This is a genomic window from Paucidesulfovibrio longus DSM 6739, from assembly GCF_000420485.1.
Classification (GTDB): Bacteria; Desulfobacterota; Desulfovibrionia; order Desulfovibrionales; family Desulfovibrionaceae; genus Paucidesulfovibrio; species Paucidesulfovibrio longus.
Map to the genome: position 1 here is coordinate 190455 of NZ_ATVA01000015.1, position 19112 is coordinate 209566.

Sequence of the window (19112 nt, forward strand, 5' to 3'; positions counted from 1 at the left end):
GGAGCGGGGCCTTAAACGAGGGGAGGTTTCCTAAGTGGAGGTACCCTGGCTGGACGCTCTGCGCGCTAAAGGCCGCAAAGGCGGCCTGTTGCGGGCCGTGGCCCACGCCAAGCTGCGCTTTCTCAAGCTCTACGTGCTCAAGCTCGGCGTGCTCGACGGCCGCGCGGGATTCATCAACGCCTGCGCAGGGGCCTACTACGCCTTTCAGAAATATGTGCGGATCGAAGAGAAGGGAGACTGGGGAGCGTAAGGCCTTGCACCCCCCGCTCCCCAGCCGGTCAGCCGTCAATAGCGGTTGAATTCGTCGCCCAGGTCGATCTCGTCCTCAGGTTCGCGCAGTTCCGATTCCTCCGGCTCCGCTCCCCAGGCGTCCGATTCCAGAGCCGCCGGGGCTGCGCCAGAACGGCGGCTGCCCGCTTCGGGCAAGGCCCGTGTGCTGCTTTCGGCCCTTCCCCCCTCGCCCAGCTTGATCCACTCCAACAATTCCTGGAGCTTGGTAGCCTGATCAGTCAACTCCATGGCTGCCGAAGCGGTTTGTTCGGCGCTGGCCGTATTCTGCTGCGTGACCTTGTCGATCTGCTGCATGCCGGTATCGACCTGCGCAATGCCTTCGGCCTGTTCGCGGGACGCGGCAGCGATGTCCGCCACCAGGTCTGCGACCTTGGAAGCGGCTTCCACGATGCTGTCGAAACTTTCATCCAGGCGCTGGGAAAGCTCCTGCCCGGCCTTGACCCTGGACACGGCGTCCTCGATAAGCTCGGCCGTTTCCTGCGCGGCCTTGGCGCTGCGCCCCGCAAGATTGCGGACTTCTTCGGCGACAACGGCAAAGCCCTTGCCGTGTTGCCCGGCCCTGGCGGCCTCCACGGCCGCGTTGAGCGCCAGAAGGTTGGTCTGGAACGCGATTTCGTCGATGACCTTGATGATCTTGGACACCTGCTGGCTGGACGTGGAAATCTGGTTCATGGATTCACCCATTTCCACACCGGCACGCTTGCCCTGGTCGATGACCTCCTTGACCTTTCCGACCATGCGGTCGGCCTGGGCGGCGGCCTCGGCATTGGCCTTGGTCTGCCCACCCATCTGGGTCATGGTGCTGGAAATCTCCTCCACGGCCGAGGCCTGCTCCGACGCGCCGGAGGAAAGGGACTGGCTGGACTCGGAAACCTGCCCGGCGCTGTTCGCGACCTCATCGGCGGTGATCATGACTTCGCTGAACATGCTGCGCAGCCTTTCGACCATACGCTTGAGCGCCGCGCCCATGGAGTCGCGCTCCGAGGCCAGGGAAACCTTGTGGGTCATGTCGCCGCCTGCGATGGCCTCGGCGACGACCACCCGGCTTTCCAGTCGATCCGCCATGTTGTCCAGCGCCTTGGCCAGACGGCCCATCTCGTCCGCACGCTCCAGGTGCATCCGGTTGGAAAAATAGCCGTCCCGAATGTCCTCCGCCAACCCCACGGCCTGGCGCACGGGAAGTATGATGCTTCGGCCGAGCAGCCAGACCATGAACAGGGCGACAACCACGCCCGCAGACGTGCAGCCGGCGATGACGTAGATCACCATTCGGTAATCCGTCGCGGCATCGATCCTGTCGCCTTCCACTCGGTTGAGGACCACTTCGGTCAGCTTGTCGATATGGCTGCGCATGCTCTCGAAAGCGGCAGCTCCCTCGCCCAGGATTCGCTCCCGCAGCGCGGCATCATAGCCTCGCCCCGCCTTGATGTCTTCCATCAGCTTTGCGGAAAGCGTTTCCCATGTCTTCACATCGGCGTTGAACGCAGTTCGGATGGCTACAACTTCCGGATCCGGGTTGAGCTCAAAAAAAGCGTTCGTGCGATCCTTCATCTGTTTGATATTGGTCTCGTAGTCGTCGAGCAACTGCTTGGCCACGTCCGACCCCGGAGTGGCAAATACCAGGGATCGCTCCGCGACCAGCGCCTGTTGCAGATCCCTGTCCGCCTCCAGCAATTTGTCCATGCTCGGCAACCGGACCTGTAGAACGTTATCAAGATCGGCGAGAAGCGTTCCGGAAACGATGTAACTCGACACTCCCAGCACGACAATTGCGGCCACTGTACAGGCGAAGCCCACGCTCAATTTCAGCCGGATTCCCATGTTGCCCCAGATCGCCATAATGTCTCCTCTCTTGCTGCCGTATTATCGGATCATTCCAAGACATAGTACACTACTGCATCCGCCCATCGGAATCCACGACAATGTTCCCCAGAACACTTCGTACATGACTGCCGGCACAGAATATCAAACAAAAAAACAGGATGTTAGACAGCAAGGATTCTCACAAAAAAAATAAAACGCCCGGCAGAGCCGGGCGTTCAAGAGACATGTTCAAGTGAACGAATGCTCAATTCTGGGTGCGGAGCCACTCCAGAGCGGCGCGGACGTCCAGCGTCCCCGTATAGATGGCGCGGCCGGAGATAGCCCCTTCAAGCCCTTTGGCGCAGAGCGGAGCAAGGCGCTTGAGGTCGTCCAGGGTATGCACGCCGCCTGCGGCGATGACCGGAAGACTGGTGCGCTCGCAAAGCGCTTCCAGAGCGTCGAGATTGACCCCGGTCTGCATGCCGTCGCGGGAGATATCCGTGTAGATGATGAAGGCGGCCCCGGCCAATTCCATGCGGGGCAGCACGTCGAAAATGTGCAGGCCTGCATCCTCGACCCAGCCCTTGGTCTTGAGCTTGCCGTCCACCGCGTCCAGCGAGACCCCCACCTGCCCGGGCAGCGCGGCGCACATCTCGGCGAAAAGCTGCGGCTGCTCCAGGGCGATGGTCCCGATGATCAGGCGGCGCACGCCCGCGTCCACATATGCCCGCGCCGTTTCCAGGTCGCGAATGCCGCCGCCGAGCTGCACGGGAATGTCTATGGCGGAGCAGATGTCGCTGATCAAATCCGCGTTGCGCGGACGGCCGGAAAAAGCGCCGTCCAGATCCACGACGTGCAGATACTCGCAGCCCATGGCGGCCCACTCGCGGGCCATGGCCACGGGGTCAGGCGAAAAGACGGTGACCTGATCCTCCTTGCCCTGGGCAAGGCGCACGCACTGTCCGTCCTTGAGGTCCACCGCGGGGAAAAGAATCACAGTCCCAGCTCCAGAAGCATCTCGTTCAGGCCGTAGCGGGCCAGCTCGTTGGCCGTAAGCCAGGTGCCGCCGCGATCAAAATGACGTCCGGCATTGCCGAGATCCTCGGAAAGCGCACGCTGGGTTTCGTCGTAATGCCTGCGGGCCAGCAAGACTTGGTTCTTCACATCAAGAATATAGAGATCCATGACCACTCCGGCGGGCTTTTCCACACCCCAGTCGCTGCCCTGACGCTCCTGCCAGGAGAGCAGCTGCGGAATGACGAGATAGTCCACCTTCATGCACTCGCCGACGGCGATCCAGTACTTGAGGGCGCTGACGCGCTTCCCGCCGGACTGGTCGAAGGTCGTGATTTCCTGGCACTGCCGCGTGTTGGCGGCGGGAATCACGCCGCTCACGCCGTGGGAGGCCATCAGGTCGGCAACGGTCTGGTCGAGGCTCACGAGCACTTCGCGGGCCACGCCCTTGCCCTCGCTGGGCAGGTATCCGGCAAGAAGCTGCCAGTCGTACTTGGGGTTGGTCACGCCCGCGACGGCGTAAACGCCTTTCGGGCGTTCGATGGGCGGAACGCGATGTTCCGCGCAACCTGCCAGAATGACCGCAGCCATGCAAAAGACCAGAACAGGTGCGATGCGATTCATCAGTCCAAACTCCCTTTGGTGCTGGTGACGCCTTGCCGCGTCAAGGCGACTGCCCGCTTCAGGGCCAGTCCCGTGGCCTTGAAGGCGGCTTCCAGCAGATGGTGGCCGTTGAGGCCGTGCTCATAGCGCAGGTGCAGGTTCATCCCGGCTCGGAAAGCCAGGGACTTGAAAAATTCCCGCCAGAGATCCTTTTCCTCGCCCGCGATCACCGCAGGCAGCAGATCATCGGAATATGCAAGATAGGCCCGGCCGGACAGGTCCACCACGGCTTCGGCCAGGGCTTCGTCCATGGGCACCTTGGCCCAGCCGATGCGTTCTATGCCCGCCTTGTCGCCGAGGGCGTCGGCAAGCGCCTGTCCCAGGCAGAGCCCCACGTCCTCGATGCTGTGGTGGGCGTCGATCTCCAGGTCGCCCTTGCAGGACAGCTCCAGGTCGAACCCGGCCCAGAAAGCCAGGAGCGTGAGCATATGATCCGCGAAGCCGTAGCCGGTGGAAATCTCGGCACGTCCTTGGCCGTCCAGCAAGAGACGGATTCGGATGTCCGTCTCCCTGGTGGTTCTGGTAAGTGTGGCTTCGCGCTTCTGCATGGGCATACCTCTCTCGTATTATAGGAGAACCGGGAAAAAGGAAACCTCCCTATTCCCCTTTGCCATCGACCTGATCCGGACCGGACGCCAGCGCGTCCTGTTCCGCTTCGGCCTTTTTGGCTTCCTGATCCGCCTTTTCTTCCTTGGTGCGCTTGCCGAAGAAGAAGGCGACCCAGATTCCGATTTCATACAGGATCACGAGCGGGCCGGCCATCAGGGTCTGGGTGAACGGATCCGGCGGCGTGAGAACCGCAGCCACGATGAAGGACACGAGGATCGCGTACTTGCGGTACTTGCGAAGCATCCGGTGGTTCACGAGGCCCACGCGGGAAAGGAAGAAGATGAAAATCGGGAGTTCGAAGATCAAACCGAAAGCTATCAGCAGCCGGAGCGAAAAGCCGAGATATTCTGACAGCTTCGGAGTGAAGGAGATCATATCCGAAGTGTAGCTGGCGAAAAACTCGAAGCCGAAGGGGAAGACCACGAAATAGCCGAACAAGCCGCCGGCAACGAAAAACACGGCGGAAATGACGGCTATGGGCATGATCCAGCGCCGTTCATGCGCGTAAAGCCCCGGCGCGACAAAGCACCAGAGCTGATAGAACAGGAACGGGCTCATCAGGAAGAAGCCCGCCACCGCGCCGACCTTGACGTTGGCGAAGAACGCTTCGGGCGGATAGGTGTAGATGAACTGGCCCTGGTGCATGACCACCTTGACCATGGACTGCTGAAGCGAATCGAAGAAAATCGGCAGCTGGTCCATGTAGGGGAAGTCGGTGCCTTCGAGCCCCTTGGCAATTGCCTGCTGGAACTTGAGGAAGAAATCCACGGGCAGCACCGCGGTGTTTTCGGAAACCTTGGTCAGCGCCTTGGCCATGGGTTCCATGAGAATGCGGAACATCTGCTCGGCAAAAGGATAGCAGATCAGGAAGCCGACGATAACGCCGATGGCCGCGCGCGTGAGCCGCTTGCGCAGCTCCAGAAGATGCTCCATGAGCGTCATGCGCCCCTGGCCGTCCTCTTCCTCGCCCTCGGACTCGCCGTCCCCGGACTCTCCGCCTCCGGAGCCATCATCGCCGGAATCACCGGGCTCGCCGGATTCGGAAGCGCTGTCCTCTGCGGAAGCCGCACCTGCCGAGTCCCCATTGGGTTCGGACGTGGGCTCCTCCGTTTCGTCTCCGCCGTCCTCCAGCGAAGGGTCGTCCACCCCAGTGGTTTCCTCGCGGGCGTCCTCGGGCAATTCCTTGGGCGTTCCGTTCTCAGGACTCATGCGCTCTCCCCGCTCTTCTCCGTGGCCGGGGCAGGGGCCGCTTCCGCCGCTGCGGACTCCTGTTCCTTGTTCTTCGTCTCCGCCGGGGAGGAATCCGCTGCGTCGGAAGGAGACTCCAACACGGCCTCGGCCTTTTCCATGGCCGCCTTCTTGGCGGCTTCACGGGCCGCTTCTTCCTGCTTTTTTATTTCCTGCTCGGCCTGTTTGACTTCCTTGTCCAGGGTGTCCTTGACATCCTGGCCGACGCGCTTGAACTCCGCGAGGCCTTTGCCCACGGAGCGCATCATTTCGGGAAGCTTCTGCGGGCCGATGACGATGAGAGCCACGATGATGATAATGATCAGTTCCGTCGAGCCGATGCCGAACATGCCGTTCCCCGTCCTGTCGCCGTTTTTCGAGCAGTACCAGCCACTCCGCCTATTCCCATTCGATGGTGCTCGGCGGTTTGGAGGAAATGTCCAGGACAACCCTGTTCACTCCCTTGACCTCGTTGATGATCCGGTTGGAGATGCGCGCCAGCAGTTCCGACGGCAGCCGCGACCAGTCCGCGGTCATGGCGTCCACGCTGTCCACGATGCGCAAGGCAATGACGTGCTCATAGGTACGGTCGTCGCCCATGACGCCCACGGTCTTGAGCGGCAAGAGCACGGCAAAACCCTGCCATACCTTGCGATACCAATCCGAGGCGAGCAGCTCGTTCTGCACGATGCGGTCCGCGAGGCGCAGAATCTGAAGGCGCTCGCGGGTGATCTCGCCGATGACGCGGATGGCCAGTCCCGGTCCGGGGAACGGGTGGCGCCAGATGATGTGTTCCGGCATGCCCAGCTCGTAGGCGGCGCGGCGCACCTCGTCCTTGAAGAGTTCCCGCAGGGGCTCCACCAGCTTCAGATTCATCTTTTCAGGCAGGCCGCCCACGTTGTGGTGGCTCTTGATGACCGCGGAGGGGCCTTTGAAGGACTCGGACTCGATCACGTCCGGGTAGAGCGTGCCCTGGCCGAGATATTTCACGCCGTCGATGGCCTTGGCCTCGCGGTCGAAGACGTCGATGAAGGTGTAGCCGATGATCTTGCGCTTCTTTTCAGGGTCGGTCACGCCTTCGAGCTTGTTCAGGAACTCGTCGGCCGCGTCCACGCACTTGACGTTGAGCTCGAAGTGCTCCTCCAGGAAGCCGATGACTTCCTGACGCTCGCCCATGCGCAGAAGACCGTTGTCCACGAAGATGCAATGCAGGTTCTTGCCGATGGCCTTGTGCAGCAGCACCGCGGCCACGGTGGAGTCGATGCCGCCGGAAAGGCCGAGCACGACCTTGTCGTCGCCGATCTTGGTGCGCAGCTCCTCCACGGTGTTCTCGACGAAGGAAGCCATGGACCAGGAAGGCTTCAGTCCGGCGACCTTGAAGAGGAAATTCTGGAGCACCAGGGGTCCGTCCTGAGTGTGGGCCACTTCGGGATGGAACTGAAGCGCGTAGATCTTCCGGCCGGGATGGCCCATGGCCGCGAAGGGAATCGACTCGGTCCGGCCCATGATCTCGAAGTCCGGCGGGATGGCCTCGACCCTGTCGCCGTGGGACATCCAGACGGTCATGTCCTCCGGGCTTTCCACGCCCTCGAAGAGCGGGCAGTCGCCCAGGACTTCGAACTGCGCCCGGCCGTATTCGCGCTCGGAAGAGGCCACGACCTTGCCGCCGAGATTGTGGGACAAAAGCTGCATTCCGTAGCAGATGCCCAGAATGGGCAGCCCAAGTTCCAGGTAGGACGGGTCCAGGCCCGGGGAGCCGGGATCAAGCACGCTGGAAGGTCCGCCGGAAAGGATCAGGGCCTGGGGATTGAGCGCCTTGACCCGTTCGGGGTCAACGGTGCAGGGGTGGATCTCCGAATAGACGCCCGCCTCCCGGACGCGCCGGGCAATGAGCTGGGTGAACTGGGATCCGAAGTCGAGAATGACGACTTTGTCCATGCTCTTCTCCTAGTTGGAATCGACCCGGTAGTTGGGCGCTTCCTTGGTGATGGTCACGTCGTGGACGTGGGATTCGCGCAGGCCGGCCATGGAAATCTGCACGAACTGGGCGTTCTCCTGCAATTCCCGGATGCTGGCGCAGCCCGTATAGCCCATGCCGGAGCGCAGGCCGCCGATGAGCTGGTGCAGGGATTCGGCGACCGGGCCGCGATAGGGCACGCGGCCGACGATGCCTTCGGGCACGAGCTTCTTGGATTTTTCCTGGAAATAGCGGTCCGAGCTGCCGCGCTTCATGGCATCGATGGAGCCCATGCCGCGATAGGTCTTGTACGTCCTGCCCTGGTAGAGAATGGTCTCGCCGGGCGACTCCTCGGTTCCGGCCAGGATGGAGCCCATCATGACGGAGGAGGCTCCCGCCGCAATGGCCTTGACCACGTCGCCGGAGAACTTCACGCCGCCGTCCGCGATGACGCATTTGTCCTCTTCGCGCGCAGCCCTGGAAGATTCCATGACCGCGGTGATCTGGGGCACGCCCACGCCCGCCACGATGCGGGTGGTGCAGATGGAGCCGGGGCCGATGCCGACCTTGACCGTGTCCACGCCGGCCTCGATGAGGGCCTTTGTTCCGGCATAGGTGGCCACGTTGCCGCCGATGATCTGGGCCGAGGGGAACGCGGCGCGCAGCGAGCGCACCGAGTCGAGAATGTTCTTGGAGTGGCCGTGGGCCGAGTCGAGCACGAGGAAATCGGCCCCGGCGCGCAGCAGCGCCTCGGCCCGCTCCAGTCCGGCCTCGCCGACGCCGATGGCCGCGCCCACGCGCAGTCGGCCGAGGTCGTCCTTGCAAGCGAAGGGGTACTTCTTGACCTTCTCGATGTCCTTGATGGTGATCAGGCCCTTGAGCTTGTTTTCCTCGTCCACCACGAGCAGCTTCTCGATGCGGTGCTGGTGCAGGTAGCGCTTGGCCTCTTCGGGAGCGATGCCCACGGGCACGGTCACGAGGTTGCGGCTGGTCATCAGCTCGGAGACGCGCGTCTCGCGGTCCTTGACGAAGCGGATGTCGCGGTTGGTGATGATGCCCACGAGATGGTCGCCCTTGACCACGGGCAGGCCGGAGATGCGGTACTCGCTCATGATGTCGAGCACCTTGCCGAGGCTGTCGTCCGGGTGCACGGTGATGGGATCGATGATCATGCCGGATTCGGACTTCTTGACCTTGTCCACTTCCACGCACTGCTCGCGCACGGAGAGGTTCTTGTGCACCACGCCAACGCCGCCATGCCGGGCCAGGGATATGGCCATGCGCGCCTCGGTGACGGTGTCCATGGCCGCCGAGATCAGCGGGATGTTCAGCCGGATTTCCGGCGTCAGTTGGGTGGATACGTCCACGCTGTCCGGGGTCACTTCGGAATATCCCGGAAGCAGGAGCACGTCGTCGAACGTCAGGGCCTTGGTCACGATCTTGTCCATGAGAACCTCGCCTGGGCGATGTTTGTTGATTTCCTGTATGTTAGAGGCCGAGATAGGCCTTTTTCACGCTTTCGTCGGCCAGGAGCTTTTCGCAATCGTCGGCCAGGGTGATCACGCCGTTTTCCATGACATAGCCGCGGTGGCCGGTCTTGAGCGCGAGGTTTGCGTTCTGTTCCACAAGGAAGATGGTCGTGCCCTGCTCCTTGTTGATCTGCTTGACGATCTCGAAGATCTGCTTGACCACGAGCGGAGCGAGCCCCATGGAAGGCTCGTCGAGCAGGAGCAGCTTGGGCCGGGCCATGAGGGCGCGTCCGATGGCCAGCATCTGCTGCTCGCCGCCGGAAAGCGTGCCGCCCGCCTGTCTTCTGCGCTGTTCGAGAATCGGGAACAGCTCGAACACGCGCTGCATGTCCTTCTTGATCCCATCCTTGTCGTTGCGCAGGAACGCACCCATGTCCAGGTTCTCCGTCACGGTCAGCCCGGGGAAGATGAGCCGCCCTTCCGGCACCTGGCAGATGCCCAGGGACACGATCTCCTCGGCGGGCGTGCGGGTGATGTCGCGCCCCTGGAAGAAGATCCTGCCGTTGCGCGGCTGGGTCACCCCGCAGATGGACATCAGCGTGGTGCTCTTGCCGGCTCCGTTGGCCCCGACCAGGGTGATGATCTCCCCTTCGTTGACCGTGATGTCCACGCCGTAGAGGGCCTGGATATTGCCGTAATAGGTGTCGATGGCCTTGATTTCGAGCATGGGCTTAGTCATCGGTGTCCTCCCCGAGATAGGCCTTGATGACTTCCGGGTTCTTGCTCACTTCCTCGGGGGTGCCGGTGGCGATGCGCTGTCCGTAGTCCATGACGTAGATCCGGTCCGAGATGCTCATGACCATCTTCATGTCGTGCTCGATGAGCAGGACCGCGATGTTGAGGGTGTCCCGGATGTGGTCGATGAGTTTTTCCAGCTCCAGGGTTTCCTGGGGGTTCATGCCGGCGGCGGGTTCGTCCAGCAGCAGCAGGAAAGGCTCCGTGGCCATGGCCCGCGCGATTTCCAGACGCCTCTGCGCGCCGTAGGGAAGGTTCGTGGCCAGCTCGTTGGCCCACTTCGCCAGTCCCACCATCTCCAGCATCTCGTAGCTGCGGGTGACGACCTGGGCTTCCTGTTCGCGCGTCTTCTTGTTGAGCAGCACCGCGCCGAGGATGGAGGAACGGTTCCGACAGTGCCGTCCGATCATGACGTTTTCCAGAACGGTCATGGACGGGAAGAGCCGGATGTTCTGGAAGGTCCGGGCCATGCCCAGCTCGGTGACGTGGTTGGGCTTGCGGCCGTTGATCTCCACGCGGTTCTTGCCGTCGGGCAGCGCGAATATCTCGCCCTTGGTGGGCACGTAGATGCCGGTGATGCAGTTGAAGAACGTGGTCTTGCCCGCGCCGTTGGGACCGATGAGCGCCACGATCTCGCCCTGGCGGACCTCCAGGTCCACGTTGTTGAGCGCGCGCAGCCCGCCGAAATCCATGCACAGGCCGCGCACTTCGAGAGCGGTATTATTCATTGGCGTCCACCGCCTTTGCTTTTTCGTAATGGTAGACCTTGCGGCGGGCGCTGATCAGGCCCTGCGGGCGGAAGATCATGACCATGACCATGAACGCTCCAAAGGCGAGCATCCGGTACTCTTCGACGCCGCGCAGCCATTCGGGAACGAGGATCAGCACCAGCGCGCCGGTGATGACGCCCGGAATCGAGCCCATGCCGCCCACGACCACGATGGAGAGGATGATGATCGACTCCATCAGCGAGAAGCTCATGGGGTTGATGAAGGTCGTCTTGGCCGCGAAGACCACGCCCACGAGTCCGGCCCAGGTGGCTCCCAGGGCGAAGGCCGTCAGCTTGGTCTTGGTCTTGTCGATGCCCATGGCCTGGCAGGCGATCTCGTCCTCCTTGAGGGCGAGCCAGGCCCGGCCTATGCGCGAATTCTTCAGCCGTGTGACCACGAATATCGTGAACAGGAGCAGGCCCAGCATGATGTAGTACATGTATTCCGTGGCCTGCATGATGTTCAGGTCGACCACGAAGGGGGGCCGGTCGATGTTCGAGATGCCGGAGGGGCCTTGGGTGAAGTCGGACCAGTTTTCCAGCACGAGCCGGATGATCTCGCCGAAGCCCAGAGTCACGATGGCCAGGTAGTCGCCCTTGAGCCGCAGCACCGGGTAGCCCAGCAGGATGCCGAAGGTGGCGCCGAGGAACATGCCGATGGGCAGCACGTACCAGAAGCTGATGCCGAAGTGGTGGTTCAGGAGGGCGTAGGTGTACGCGCCCACGGCGTAGAAGGCCACGAAGCCGAGGTCGAGCAGGCCGGCGAGGCCGATGACGATGTTCAGGCCCAGGCCGAGCACGACCCAGATCATGAAGTTGACCATGATGTTGGTCTGGTAGAACTGGACCATCTGCGGATAGAGCACTGCCAGAACCAGCAGCAGCATGTACAGCGGGCGCATGGCCTTCTGGTTGTCGGTCAGCCACTGCATCACGTTTTCCGCGTGCGGGTTGACCGGCTCTCCCGCGGCGATGGAACGCCTGCGGAAAAAGGCCTGATAGGCCCAGACCAGGAGCGAAGGCGGGAAAAGGATCATGCAGGGCCAGTCGTGCCAGTCGCCCCGGCGTTCCAGGGGGCTGCGCATCAGGTCCACGAGCCAGAGCGGCGCGAGCAGGATCATGAAGATCTTGTCGGCGGTGGCCAGCGGCTTCGTCGTGTCGCGGCTGATGATCCAGGCCACCCAGAGCAGCGGCAGACAGACCAGGATGGCCCAGGCCAGTCCGTCGCGCGGGCGCTCTTCCTTGCGCAGTTCATGGATGTGCTTCCAGGCGAACCAAAGGATCTGGAGCACGAACACGCCGACGCCGATGTACAGGGAGTTCATCCAGCGCCAGACGATGATGTCGTTGATCGTATCGACCTTGATGACCAGGATGGGAAAGGTCAGAAATACGAACCAGAGACTTACGAGCAGGGCTTTGATGAGGTTTTTCATGCTCGTCTCCTAGACCTTCTGGGTGGAATCCTTGCCCAGGATGCCCTCGGGCCGGAAGATGAGAATCAGCACCAGGAGCGCGAAAGCGAAAACGTCCTCGTAGTCCGAGGAGACGTAGCCCGTGGCGAAGGCCTCGGTCCAGCCGAGCACCAGCCCGCCGAGCATGGCTCCGGGCACCGATCCGATGCCGCCGAGGACCGCCGCGGTAAAGGCCTTAACGCCGACAATGAAGCCGAAGTAGAAGTTGATCTGCCCGATGTGCGAGGCGATGAGCACGCCGCCGATGGCCGCCAGGGCCGAACCGATCACGAAGGTGGCCGAGATGACGCGGTCGACCTTGACCCCGACGAGCATGGCCATCTTGCGGTTCTGGGCGGTGGCGCGCATGGCCTTGCCGAGGCGCGTGTACTTGATGAACAGGGTCAGACCCACGCAGACGACCGCCGTGGCCCCGATGATGAATATTTCAGAAGAACTCAGGAACGACCGGAAAGGCTGCATGAAGCCAAGATCCGGGGTCAGTTTCCTGAAGGGCAGGAAGTCCGAGGTCTGCGCCAGCAGCACGTAGTTCTGCAGGAAAATGGACATGCCGATGGCCGAGATGAGCGGAGAAAGCCGGGGCGCGTTGCGCAGCGGCTTGTAGGCTATCTTTTCGACCGTGTACCCGTAGGCCGCGGACCAGACCACGGCGCAGGCCAATGCCACGAAGAGTATGCCCAGCACCGGGAAGCCGAGGGAACCGAGCACCCCCGCCACGATCAGGCCGGTGAAGGCGCCGATCATGTAGATCTCCCCATGGGCAAAGTTGATGAGCTCAATGATGCCGTAGACCATTGTGTAGCCTAGGGCGACGAGCGCATAGATGCTGCCCCTGGTCAGGCCGCCGAAAAAGAGTTCCAGAAAGTAGTCCATGTTACCAACCCGCTTGAAATAACAATGCCAGGGGACGGGCCTTGGCCCGCCCCCTGGGATCAATCGAGGCGGCCCTGCCGCCTCGTCCCTATCCTTACTTCAGCTCGACGTACTTGCCGTTCTGAACCTGGTACATGGAGAAGCCGACGCCTTCGGCATCACCCTTGGCGTCGAACTTGATCTTGCCGACCGGGGTTTCGACGTACTCGGTGTGCAGCGCGTTGACGATGGCGTCGTAGTCGGTGGAACCGGCCTTCTCGATGGCGTTCAGCAGCGCCAGAGCGGCGGAGTAAGCCTCGTAGTAGAAGGCGCCCGGCTCGGTGCCGTACTTGGCCTTGTGCGCGTCGAGGGCCACCTGATACAGCGGGTTGGCGGAGATGTCCATAGGACCGGAAGCGTAGACGCCCTCGGCGTAGTCGCCGGCGACCTTGATGAAGGTGTCGTCCTTCACGCCGTCATCGGAGATGAACGGAATGGTCAGATCCTTCTTGCGCATCTGGGAGACGATCTTGGAGGCTTCCGGATGGTAGCCGCCGAAGATGACGCCGTCGGCGCCGGAGTTCTTGATCTTCTGCACGACGGCGGAGTAGTCCACCGCGCCGGGGGTCACGCCCTCGAACAGAACGACGTTGATCTCGGGATCGGCGTCGATGAATTCCTGGGCGAAGGTGGCGAAGCCCTTGCCGTAGTCGCCCTTGTCATGGATCACGGCGATGTTCTTCAGGCCGAGGCTCTTGGCGAAGTTCACGCCGAGCAGGGCCTGGGCGTCGTCCGAAGCGATGGTGCGGAAGAAGTTGGGGTAGTCGCCGCTCTGGGTCAGGGGCGGGTTGGTGGCGGAAGGCGACATGCAGACGATCTTGGATTCCTTGTAGATCGGCAGCGCGGCCTTGGTGGCGCCGGAGCAGATGTGGCCGAGCACCACGGTCACGTTCTCGGAAAGCAGCTTGGTAGCCGCGTTGGTGGCTTTCTCAGGCTTGCACTCGTCGTCCTGGGGCACGACCTTGACCTGCATGCCCAGCACGCCGCCTTCGGCGTTGATCTTCTCGGCCACCAGCTCGGCGGCGTTGACGGACGGCAGGCCGTAGGAGGCCAGGTCGCCGGAATGGGCGCCGGCAACCCCGAGGACGATCTCGCCCTTGGGGGCTTCAGCGGCCGGAGCGGCCTTTTCCTCAGCGGGGGCGGAAGCGGTCTCTTCCTTTTTCTCGCCGCCGCAGCCGACGGCCAGCATGGTCACCATGACCAGCGCAAGCACGTTCAGAATCCATTTAGCTTTCATCATGTCCCTCCTGACGGTATTCAGGCGCTAATAAGTGAACGACACGGACCAATTCGATACAGACGAATCCATCGTCCAACCCCGACGAAACAAGGCTCGCCGCGAGGTTGGGAAGTTGGCTAATCTAGTTACAATCCTCTCTTGTTGTCAACCGAGCAGCGCTTCGGGCGTCGGCTTCTAGCCGTCTTCCAAAGCCTTCTTGGCCTGCTCCCGCAGGTCTTCGAAATCATGCTTTCCCTCGGCCACTTTGCGCAGGTGCTCCTCGGCCTTTTCCGGTTGGTTGAGCCGGTACTTGTAGAGCACTCCCAGATTGTAATGCGCGAACATCTCGTCCGGCTCGGCCTTGAGGATGATTTCCAGCGCCTCGGCGGCCTTGTCGTAACGGTCCAGCTCGTACCAGCGCCCGGCGATGTCCATAAGCGCGAGCTTGTCCGTGCCGGCCACGGCTTCGGCGCGATCAAGAAAACCGGCTGCCGCGTCCTTGTCCCCGCGCATGGTCCGGATGCTGGCCAGTTGCAGCAGCGCCTCCAAATCCTTGGGATTCTCTTCCAGACGCTTCTCCAGGCCCGCGATCATGGCGCGAACGCCTTCCATGTCCATGCCCGCCAATCCTCCCATGCCTTCGGGAGCGCCGCCGGAAGGCGCGCCGCCGGAGGGAGCCTCCGCCGTCTGCTGGCGCATGGCCTTCTGAAGGCCCGGATTTTCCCAGCGGTAGAGCATGGAGGAAAAGAACATGGCCGCCAGCCCCAGCACGCCCGCCAAAATGACGACCTTGCGGCCGAGGGGGAACGAAGCACCTTTATCTTTATTCATGGCTTAAAAGCTCCAATTGTCTTGCCCGACGGGCCAGTCGCGCTGCGCGCGCGGCGAGAAAAATCCCATACGCCGCCAGTCCGCCCCAGACCGCGATGTTCGCCAGGATGATGTACGTGGTTGCGCTCATGCGCCCTCTCCTTCCGAGTTCAGCCGTTCGGCCAGCCGCGCGTCCAGTTCCTTCTCGCGGGTGCGCTGGCTCCGGCGCGTCAGCAGCAGCAGCAGCCAGACCAGCCCGAACGCGCCCAGGCCCACGAAAACCGTGTGCCACATTTCCGCCGTCATGCCGGAAGCCTTGCGCGCCGTCTCCGCCGGGTGCACCCCGCCCCAGAGCCTGGTGGCGAAGAAGACCAGCGGAACGTCCAGAAACGCGGCCACGCCGAGCACGGCGGCCACGACCTTGCGCCGCTCCCCGCCCATGGGCGAGGCGCGCAGCACCAGATAACCGGCATAGACGTACCACATGATCAGGGTGGTGGTCAGCTTGGGATCCCAAAGCCACCAATGGCCCCATTCCGCGCGTGCCCAGATGGAGCCGCTGACCAGGGCCAGGCCCGAAAAAAGCACGCCGATCTCGGCCGCGGCCCCGGCGAGGTCGTCGAGAACCTCGCTGCGTTTCCAGAGATAGCCGATGCTGGCGACGAAAACCGTGAAAAAGCTGATCAGCGCCCACCAGCCCAGGGGAAGGTGGAGATAGAAGATCTTCTGCACCGGGCCGGACTGGGCCAGAGGCGCATATTTCCAGATGAACCACTGGTGCGCCGCCAGCGCGAGCACAATGGGCAAAGCCAGAATCCGGGTTGCGGTCATTCCGGTTCTCCTTGAAGGATGGCTACTCCTCCCCCCCATAGACAAAGGGGAAGAGCAGAAGCGCGGCTCCCGCGTACAGCGCGTCGAACGCGCCCAGGAGTCCGAGCCAGGATTGCACGTCCTCTCCGCCTGCTCCCGAAAGGACCACGGCGAACAGGGTGATGCCCGCAAGCAGGGCGGGCACCAGCAGGGGAAACACGATCACGGAAAGCAGGGATTCGCGGGCGGCCTGCCCCTGGGCCAGCGCGCCGAGCAGCGCGCCCACGACCACGAGGCCGAGGTCCGCGGCGGCCCAGGCCGCGGGCAAAAGCCAGAGCGGCCCGCGCAGGTTCTGGCCGAGAAAGACGATCATGGCAGGAAAGAACACCAGCTGCGAAACCAGCAGCAGAATGAATCCGGCCACGGCCTTGCCCAGCCAGACGGAATGCCGGGGCACGGGCGAGGACAAGAGGCCGAGCCGCGCGCCTTCGGCCTCCTCCAGGCTGAAGAGCCCGTTGAAGACGAGCACGAGCCCGAAGGCCGACGCCAGCCAGAACACGGCGGCCGCCGCCTGCGGGGGAACGCCCTGCCCTTCCGGATAGGCCAGGCTGAAAAGGAAGATCAGCAGCAATCCGAGGAGCACGGACTGGATCAGCCCCTGCCCGCCGGACACCGAAAGCCGGAGATCCTTGGCTGCGATGACGCCGGCGCGCTTCAGCATACCGCCTCCGGCTCGTAGTCGCGCGCCGGGCCGTACCAGCGCACGGTGTTGCCGCCCAGGGCCAGGATCGTGTCCGCCAGCAGCCGATCCTCGTGCACGTGGTGGCTGATCCAGACCACGGCGGTCCCGGCCTCGCGCAGTCCCGCGATCTCGCGGCGCAAAAGCGCCAGGGAGGCCGCGTCCAGCCCGGTGCCGGGCTCGTCCAGGAAGAGCAGCGCGGGTTCCACGAGAAAGACGCGCGCGAGGTTCAGCCGCTGGGACATGCCCCGCGAAAACGACCCGGCGCGCTCCTCGGCCACGCGGGCGAGGCCCACGCGGTCAAGCATGGCCATGAGCCGTTCCCGCTCGGCGGACATTCCGTACATTCTGGCCCAGAATCCGAGATTCTGGAGCGCTGTCAGGGCCGGATAGATGAAGGTGGCGTGGCCGAGGTAGGCGACGCGTTCCGCCGGAGCGCCGCATTCCACGCGCCCGGCCGTGAGCGGCGCCAGCCCGGCCATGGCCTTGAGCAGCGTGGTCTTGCCCGCGCCGTTTGGCCCGGCCACGAGCAGAACCTCCCCGGCCGCGACCTCGCAGTTCACGTCCCGGAAGATCAGCTTGGCGCCGAAGAACTTGGCCGCGCCCTTGATCCGCAACAGTGGCGCCGTGCTCATGCCGGCTCCGGGTTCCTCCGCAGCAGGAGCAGCGGCGCAAGGCTCATGAGCGTGCCGCCGATCCAGAGCCAGTTGACCAGGGGGTTCACGCTGGCGCTGATGGTCACGCTGCCGTCCTTGCCGTCGTAGCCCAGCAGGGTGGTGTAGATTTCATCGCCGAGTCCCGGAATGACGGCGACTTCGGCGAACGAGTTGCGTGAGTTGGGATACCAGCGCCGTTCGGGATGGACCACGCCGACGGTGCGTCCGTCCCTGGTCACGGTGAGTTCCGCCTTGTAGGCCAGCACCGCGCGGGAACGCTCCTGGGTCAGCTTGCCGTTGGTGATCAGATAATCGCCGACCTGCATGCTCTCGCCCTGGTGCAGCGTGCCTTCGCCCTCGATCTTGTACGGGCCGGAAAAGGCCACGGCCAGGGCCATCAGGGCCATGCCCAGGTGCACGCCGTACGCGCCCCAGGAATGGCGCGAGGAGCGCATGCGCGGGGTCAGCACGAAAAGCAGGACGATGGAAGCCATGGCGGCCACGGCACCGCTGGCCGCGATGAGCGCCAGGGGCACGCGCACGCCCGCGAACCAGAAGGCGACGAGCGAGCCCGCAAAGACCCCGGCCGTACCGGCGGCGCCGCGCATGTCGCGCAGGCCCTCTTTCCAGCCGAGCCAGGGGCAGACGCAGAAGACCAGGACCACGAGGGTGAAGAGCGGCAGGCAGACCCGGTTGTAGAAGGTCGGATCAAGCCCCACGGGGGTGCTGCTCCAGAGCTTGCTGATCACGGGCCACATGGTGCCCAGCCCGACCACAACGCCCAGGGCCAGGAAGACCCAGGCCGTGATCACGAGCATGCCCTGGCGGCTGGTGAAGCCGGAAAGGGCGCGGTACACGGGCTTCTCCCCCAGGAAAACGGCGACCAGGGCGATGGCCAGACCGCCGAGCATGAACACGGTCAGGGGCACGGCCACGGCGCCCTCGCCGAACGTATGCAGGCTCTGGACGTCCACCCCGCTGCGCACGAGATACGTGCCGAAAACGCAGAGCAGGAACGTTCCGGCCATGAGGAACACGTTGGTCCGCTGGAGCGCGCCGCGCCGACTTTCGATCAGCGAGGTGTGCAGGAAGGCCGTGGCCGAGAACCAGGGGATCAGCGAGGCGTTCTCAACGGGATCCCAGGCCCAGTAGCCGCCCCAGCCGAGTTCCATGTAGGACCACCAGCCGCCGAGAATGATGCCGGAGGTCAGAAAGGCCCAGGCCAGCAGGTTCCAGTTGCGGCAGACGCGGATCCAGGGCCGGGCCTCTCCCGCGAGCAGGGAGGCCAGCGCGCAGCACGCGGGCAAGGCGAACAGGCCGTAGCCCAGGAACAGCAGCGGCGGATGGAAGGCCATGCCGGGGTTTTGGAGCAGCGGGTTCAGTCCCAGCCCGTCCGCGGGAGCGGGCACCGCTTCGATGAACGGGTTGCTCGGCCCGGTAAGCAGGAGCAGGAAAAAGGCCTGCGTCAGGTTGAAGAGCAGCCAGTAAAGGCTCTTGGTTCCGTCGGAAAGGCCGCGATATCCGCGCGTGAAGACGAACACGCCGCCCGCCACGGCCATGATCAGATGCCAGAAGAGCAGCGAACCGGCGCGTCCGGCCCAGAAGGCCGTGATGCGGTAGAGCAGGGAAAGGGTGTTGTCCACGTTCTCGAAGACATAGACGAACGAGTAGTCTCTGCCCACGAGGGCGATGAGCAGGAGATAGCAGGAGAAGACCACGAAGCCCGCATTGAGCAGCTGGCCCCGCTCCAGAAAGGGCAGCGCTCCGCGGCGGCTCTGCCAGGAGGCGTAGGCGGCGAGCCCGGCCAGGAAGAGCGAAGTGAGCAGCGCGAACAACAGCCCCACATAGGCGGCAAAATGCATAGACGCTCCTTAAATGTCAGCGCGAAGACCGC

19 protein-coding genes and 1 pseudogene are annotated in these 19112 nt (G+C 63.3%); 1 reads left to right on the top strand and 19 read right to left on the bottom strand.

From position 1 onward, the window contains the following. Positions 1 to 52 precede the first annotated feature (52 nt). Positions 53 to 250: pseudogene (locus G452_RS21520) on the top strand (glycosyltransferase family 2 protein); the annotation flags it as partial. Between the two features lie 35 nt (positions 251 to 285). Here the strand turns inward: G452_RS21520 and G452_RS19325 are convergent. From G452_RS19325 to G452_RS0112020, 19 genes are all read right to left on the bottom strand, one after another. After that, on the bottom strand, positions 286 to 2130 hold the full coding sequence (locus tag G452_RS19325) for a methyl-accepting chemotaxis protein (protein ID WP_022662493.1): 1845 nt from the start codon (positions 2128 to 2130) through the stop codon (positions 286 to 288). A 229-nt stretch (positions 2131 to 2359) separates the two neighbouring features. After that, complete coding sequence (gene hisA, locus G452_RS0111935; RefSeq protein ID WP_022662494.1) at positions 2360 to 3091, bottom strand: 1-(5-phosphoribosyl)-5-[(5-phosphoribosylamino)methylideneamino]imidazole-4-carboxamide isomerase; 732 nt, start codon at positions 3089 to 3091, stop codon at positions 2360 to 2362. Then, positions 3088 to 3732: a hypothetical protein gene (locus G452_RS0111940; protein WP_022662495.1), complete on the bottom strand. Its 645-nt coding sequence runs from the start codon at positions 3730 to 3732 to the stop codon at positions 3088 to 3090. Before G452_RS0111940 ends, hisA begins: the two co-directional genes overlap by 4 nt. Further along, positions 3732 to 4319, bottom strand: coding sequence for an imidazoleglycerol-phosphate dehydratase HisB (gene hisB, locus G452_RS0111945; protein WP_027189223.1), 588 nt, complete (start codon positions 4317 to 4319; stop codon positions 3732 to 3734). Before hisB ends, G452_RS0111940 begins: the two co-directional genes overlap by 1 nt. 49 nt (positions 4320 to 4368) lie before the next feature. Then, positions 4369 to 5589 (bottom strand): twin-arginine translocase subunit TatC, encoded by a 1221-nt coding sequence (tatC, locus tag G452_RS20690; protein ID WP_022662497.1) that lies wholly within the window; start codon positions 5587 to 5589, stop codon positions 4369 to 4371. Next, positions 5586 to 5957 carry a Sec-independent protein translocase protein TatB gene (gene tatB / locus G452_RS0111955; RefSeq protein WP_022662498.1) on the bottom strand — a complete coding sequence of 124 codons (372 nt, stop codon included), beginning with the start codon at positions 5955 to 5957 and terminating at the stop codon, positions 5586 to 5588. The genes tatC and tatB overlap by 4 nt, the downstream gene beginning before the upstream one ends. A gap of 49 nt (positions 5958 to 6006) precedes the next feature. Beyond that, complete coding sequence (gene guaA / locus G452_RS0111960) at positions 6007 to 7545, bottom strand: glutamine-hydrolyzing GMP synthase (protein WP_022662499.1); 1539 nt, start codon at positions 7543 to 7545, stop codon at positions 6007 to 6009. 9 nt (positions 7546 to 7554) lie between these two features. Then, complete coding sequence (guaB, locus tag G452_RS0111965) at positions 7555 to 9012, bottom strand: IMP dehydrogenase (RefSeq protein WP_022662500.1); 1458 nt, start codon at positions 9010 to 9012, stop codon at positions 7555 to 7557. 40 nt (positions 9013 to 9052) lie between these two features. After that, on the bottom strand, positions 9053 to 9760 hold the full coding sequence (locus G452_RS0111970) for an ABC transporter ATP-binding protein (RefSeq protein WP_022662501.1): 708 nt from the start codon (positions 9758 to 9760) through the stop codon (positions 9053 to 9055). A gap of 4 nt (positions 9761 to 9764) precedes the next feature. Next, a complete protein-coding gene (locus tag G452_RS0111975; RefSeq protein WP_022662502.1) occupies positions 9765 to 10556 on the bottom strand; it encodes an ABC transporter ATP-binding protein in 792 nt (263 codons plus the stop codon). Then, positions 10549 to 11718 carry an ABC transporter permease subunit gene (locus G452_RS19335; protein WP_081650609.1) on the bottom strand — a complete coding sequence of 390 codons (1170 nt, stop codon included), beginning with the start codon at positions 11716 to 11718 and terminating at the stop codon, positions 10549 to 10551. The genes G452_RS0111975 and G452_RS19335 overlap by 8 nt, the downstream gene beginning before the upstream one ends. A gap of 324 nt (positions 11719 to 12042) precedes the next feature. Next, complete coding sequence (locus G452_RS0111985; RefSeq protein WP_022662504.1) at positions 12043 to 12945, bottom strand: branched-chain amino acid ABC transporter permease; 903 nt, start codon at positions 12943 to 12945, stop codon at positions 12043 to 12045. 94 nt (positions 12946 to 13039) lie between these two features. Then, positions 13040 to 14221 (bottom strand): branched-chain amino acid ABC transporter substrate-binding protein, encoded by a 1182-nt coding sequence (locus tag G452_RS0111990; protein ID WP_022662505.1) that lies wholly within the window; start codon positions 14219 to 14221, stop codon positions 13040 to 13042. A 177-nt stretch (positions 14222 to 14398) separates the two neighbouring features. Then, positions 14399 to 15034 carry a tetratricopeptide repeat protein gene (locus G452_RS19340; protein WP_022662506.1) on the bottom strand — a complete coding sequence of 212 codons (636 nt, stop codon included), beginning with the start codon at positions 15032 to 15034 and terminating at the stop codon, positions 14399 to 14401. Continuing rightward, positions 15027 to 15164: a CcmD family protein gene (locus G452_RS21525; RefSeq protein WP_022662507.1), complete on the bottom strand. Its 138-nt coding sequence runs from the start codon at positions 15162 to 15164 to the stop codon at positions 15027 to 15029. Before G452_RS21525 ends, G452_RS19340 begins: the two co-directional genes overlap by 8 nt. Continuing rightward, entirely contained in the window at positions 15161 to 15844 is a 684-nt protein-coding gene (locus G452_RS0112005) for a cytochrome c biogenesis protein (RefSeq protein WP_022662508.1), read from the bottom strand. The genes G452_RS21525 and G452_RS0112005 overlap by 4 nt, the downstream gene beginning before the upstream one ends. A gap of 22 nt (positions 15845 to 15866) precedes the next feature. Continuing rightward, complete coding sequence (locus tag G452_RS0112010; RefSeq protein ID WP_022662509.1) at positions 15867 to 16544, bottom strand: heme exporter protein CcmB; 678 nt, start codon at positions 16542 to 16544, stop codon at positions 15867 to 15869. After that, a complete protein-coding gene (locus G452_RS0112015; RefSeq protein WP_022662510.1) occupies positions 16538 to 17197 on the bottom strand; it encodes an ABC transporter ATP-binding protein in 660 nt (219 codons plus the stop codon). Before G452_RS0112015 ends, G452_RS0112010 begins: the two co-directional genes overlap by 7 nt. Further along, positions 17194 to 19080: a heme lyase CcmF/NrfE family subunit gene (locus G452_RS0112020; protein ID WP_022662511.1), complete on the bottom strand. Its 1887-nt coding sequence runs from the start codon at positions 19078 to 19080 to the stop codon at positions 17194 to 17196. The genes G452_RS0112015 and G452_RS0112020 overlap by 4 nt, the downstream gene beginning before the upstream one ends. Positions 19081 to 19112 lie beyond the last annotated feature (32 nt).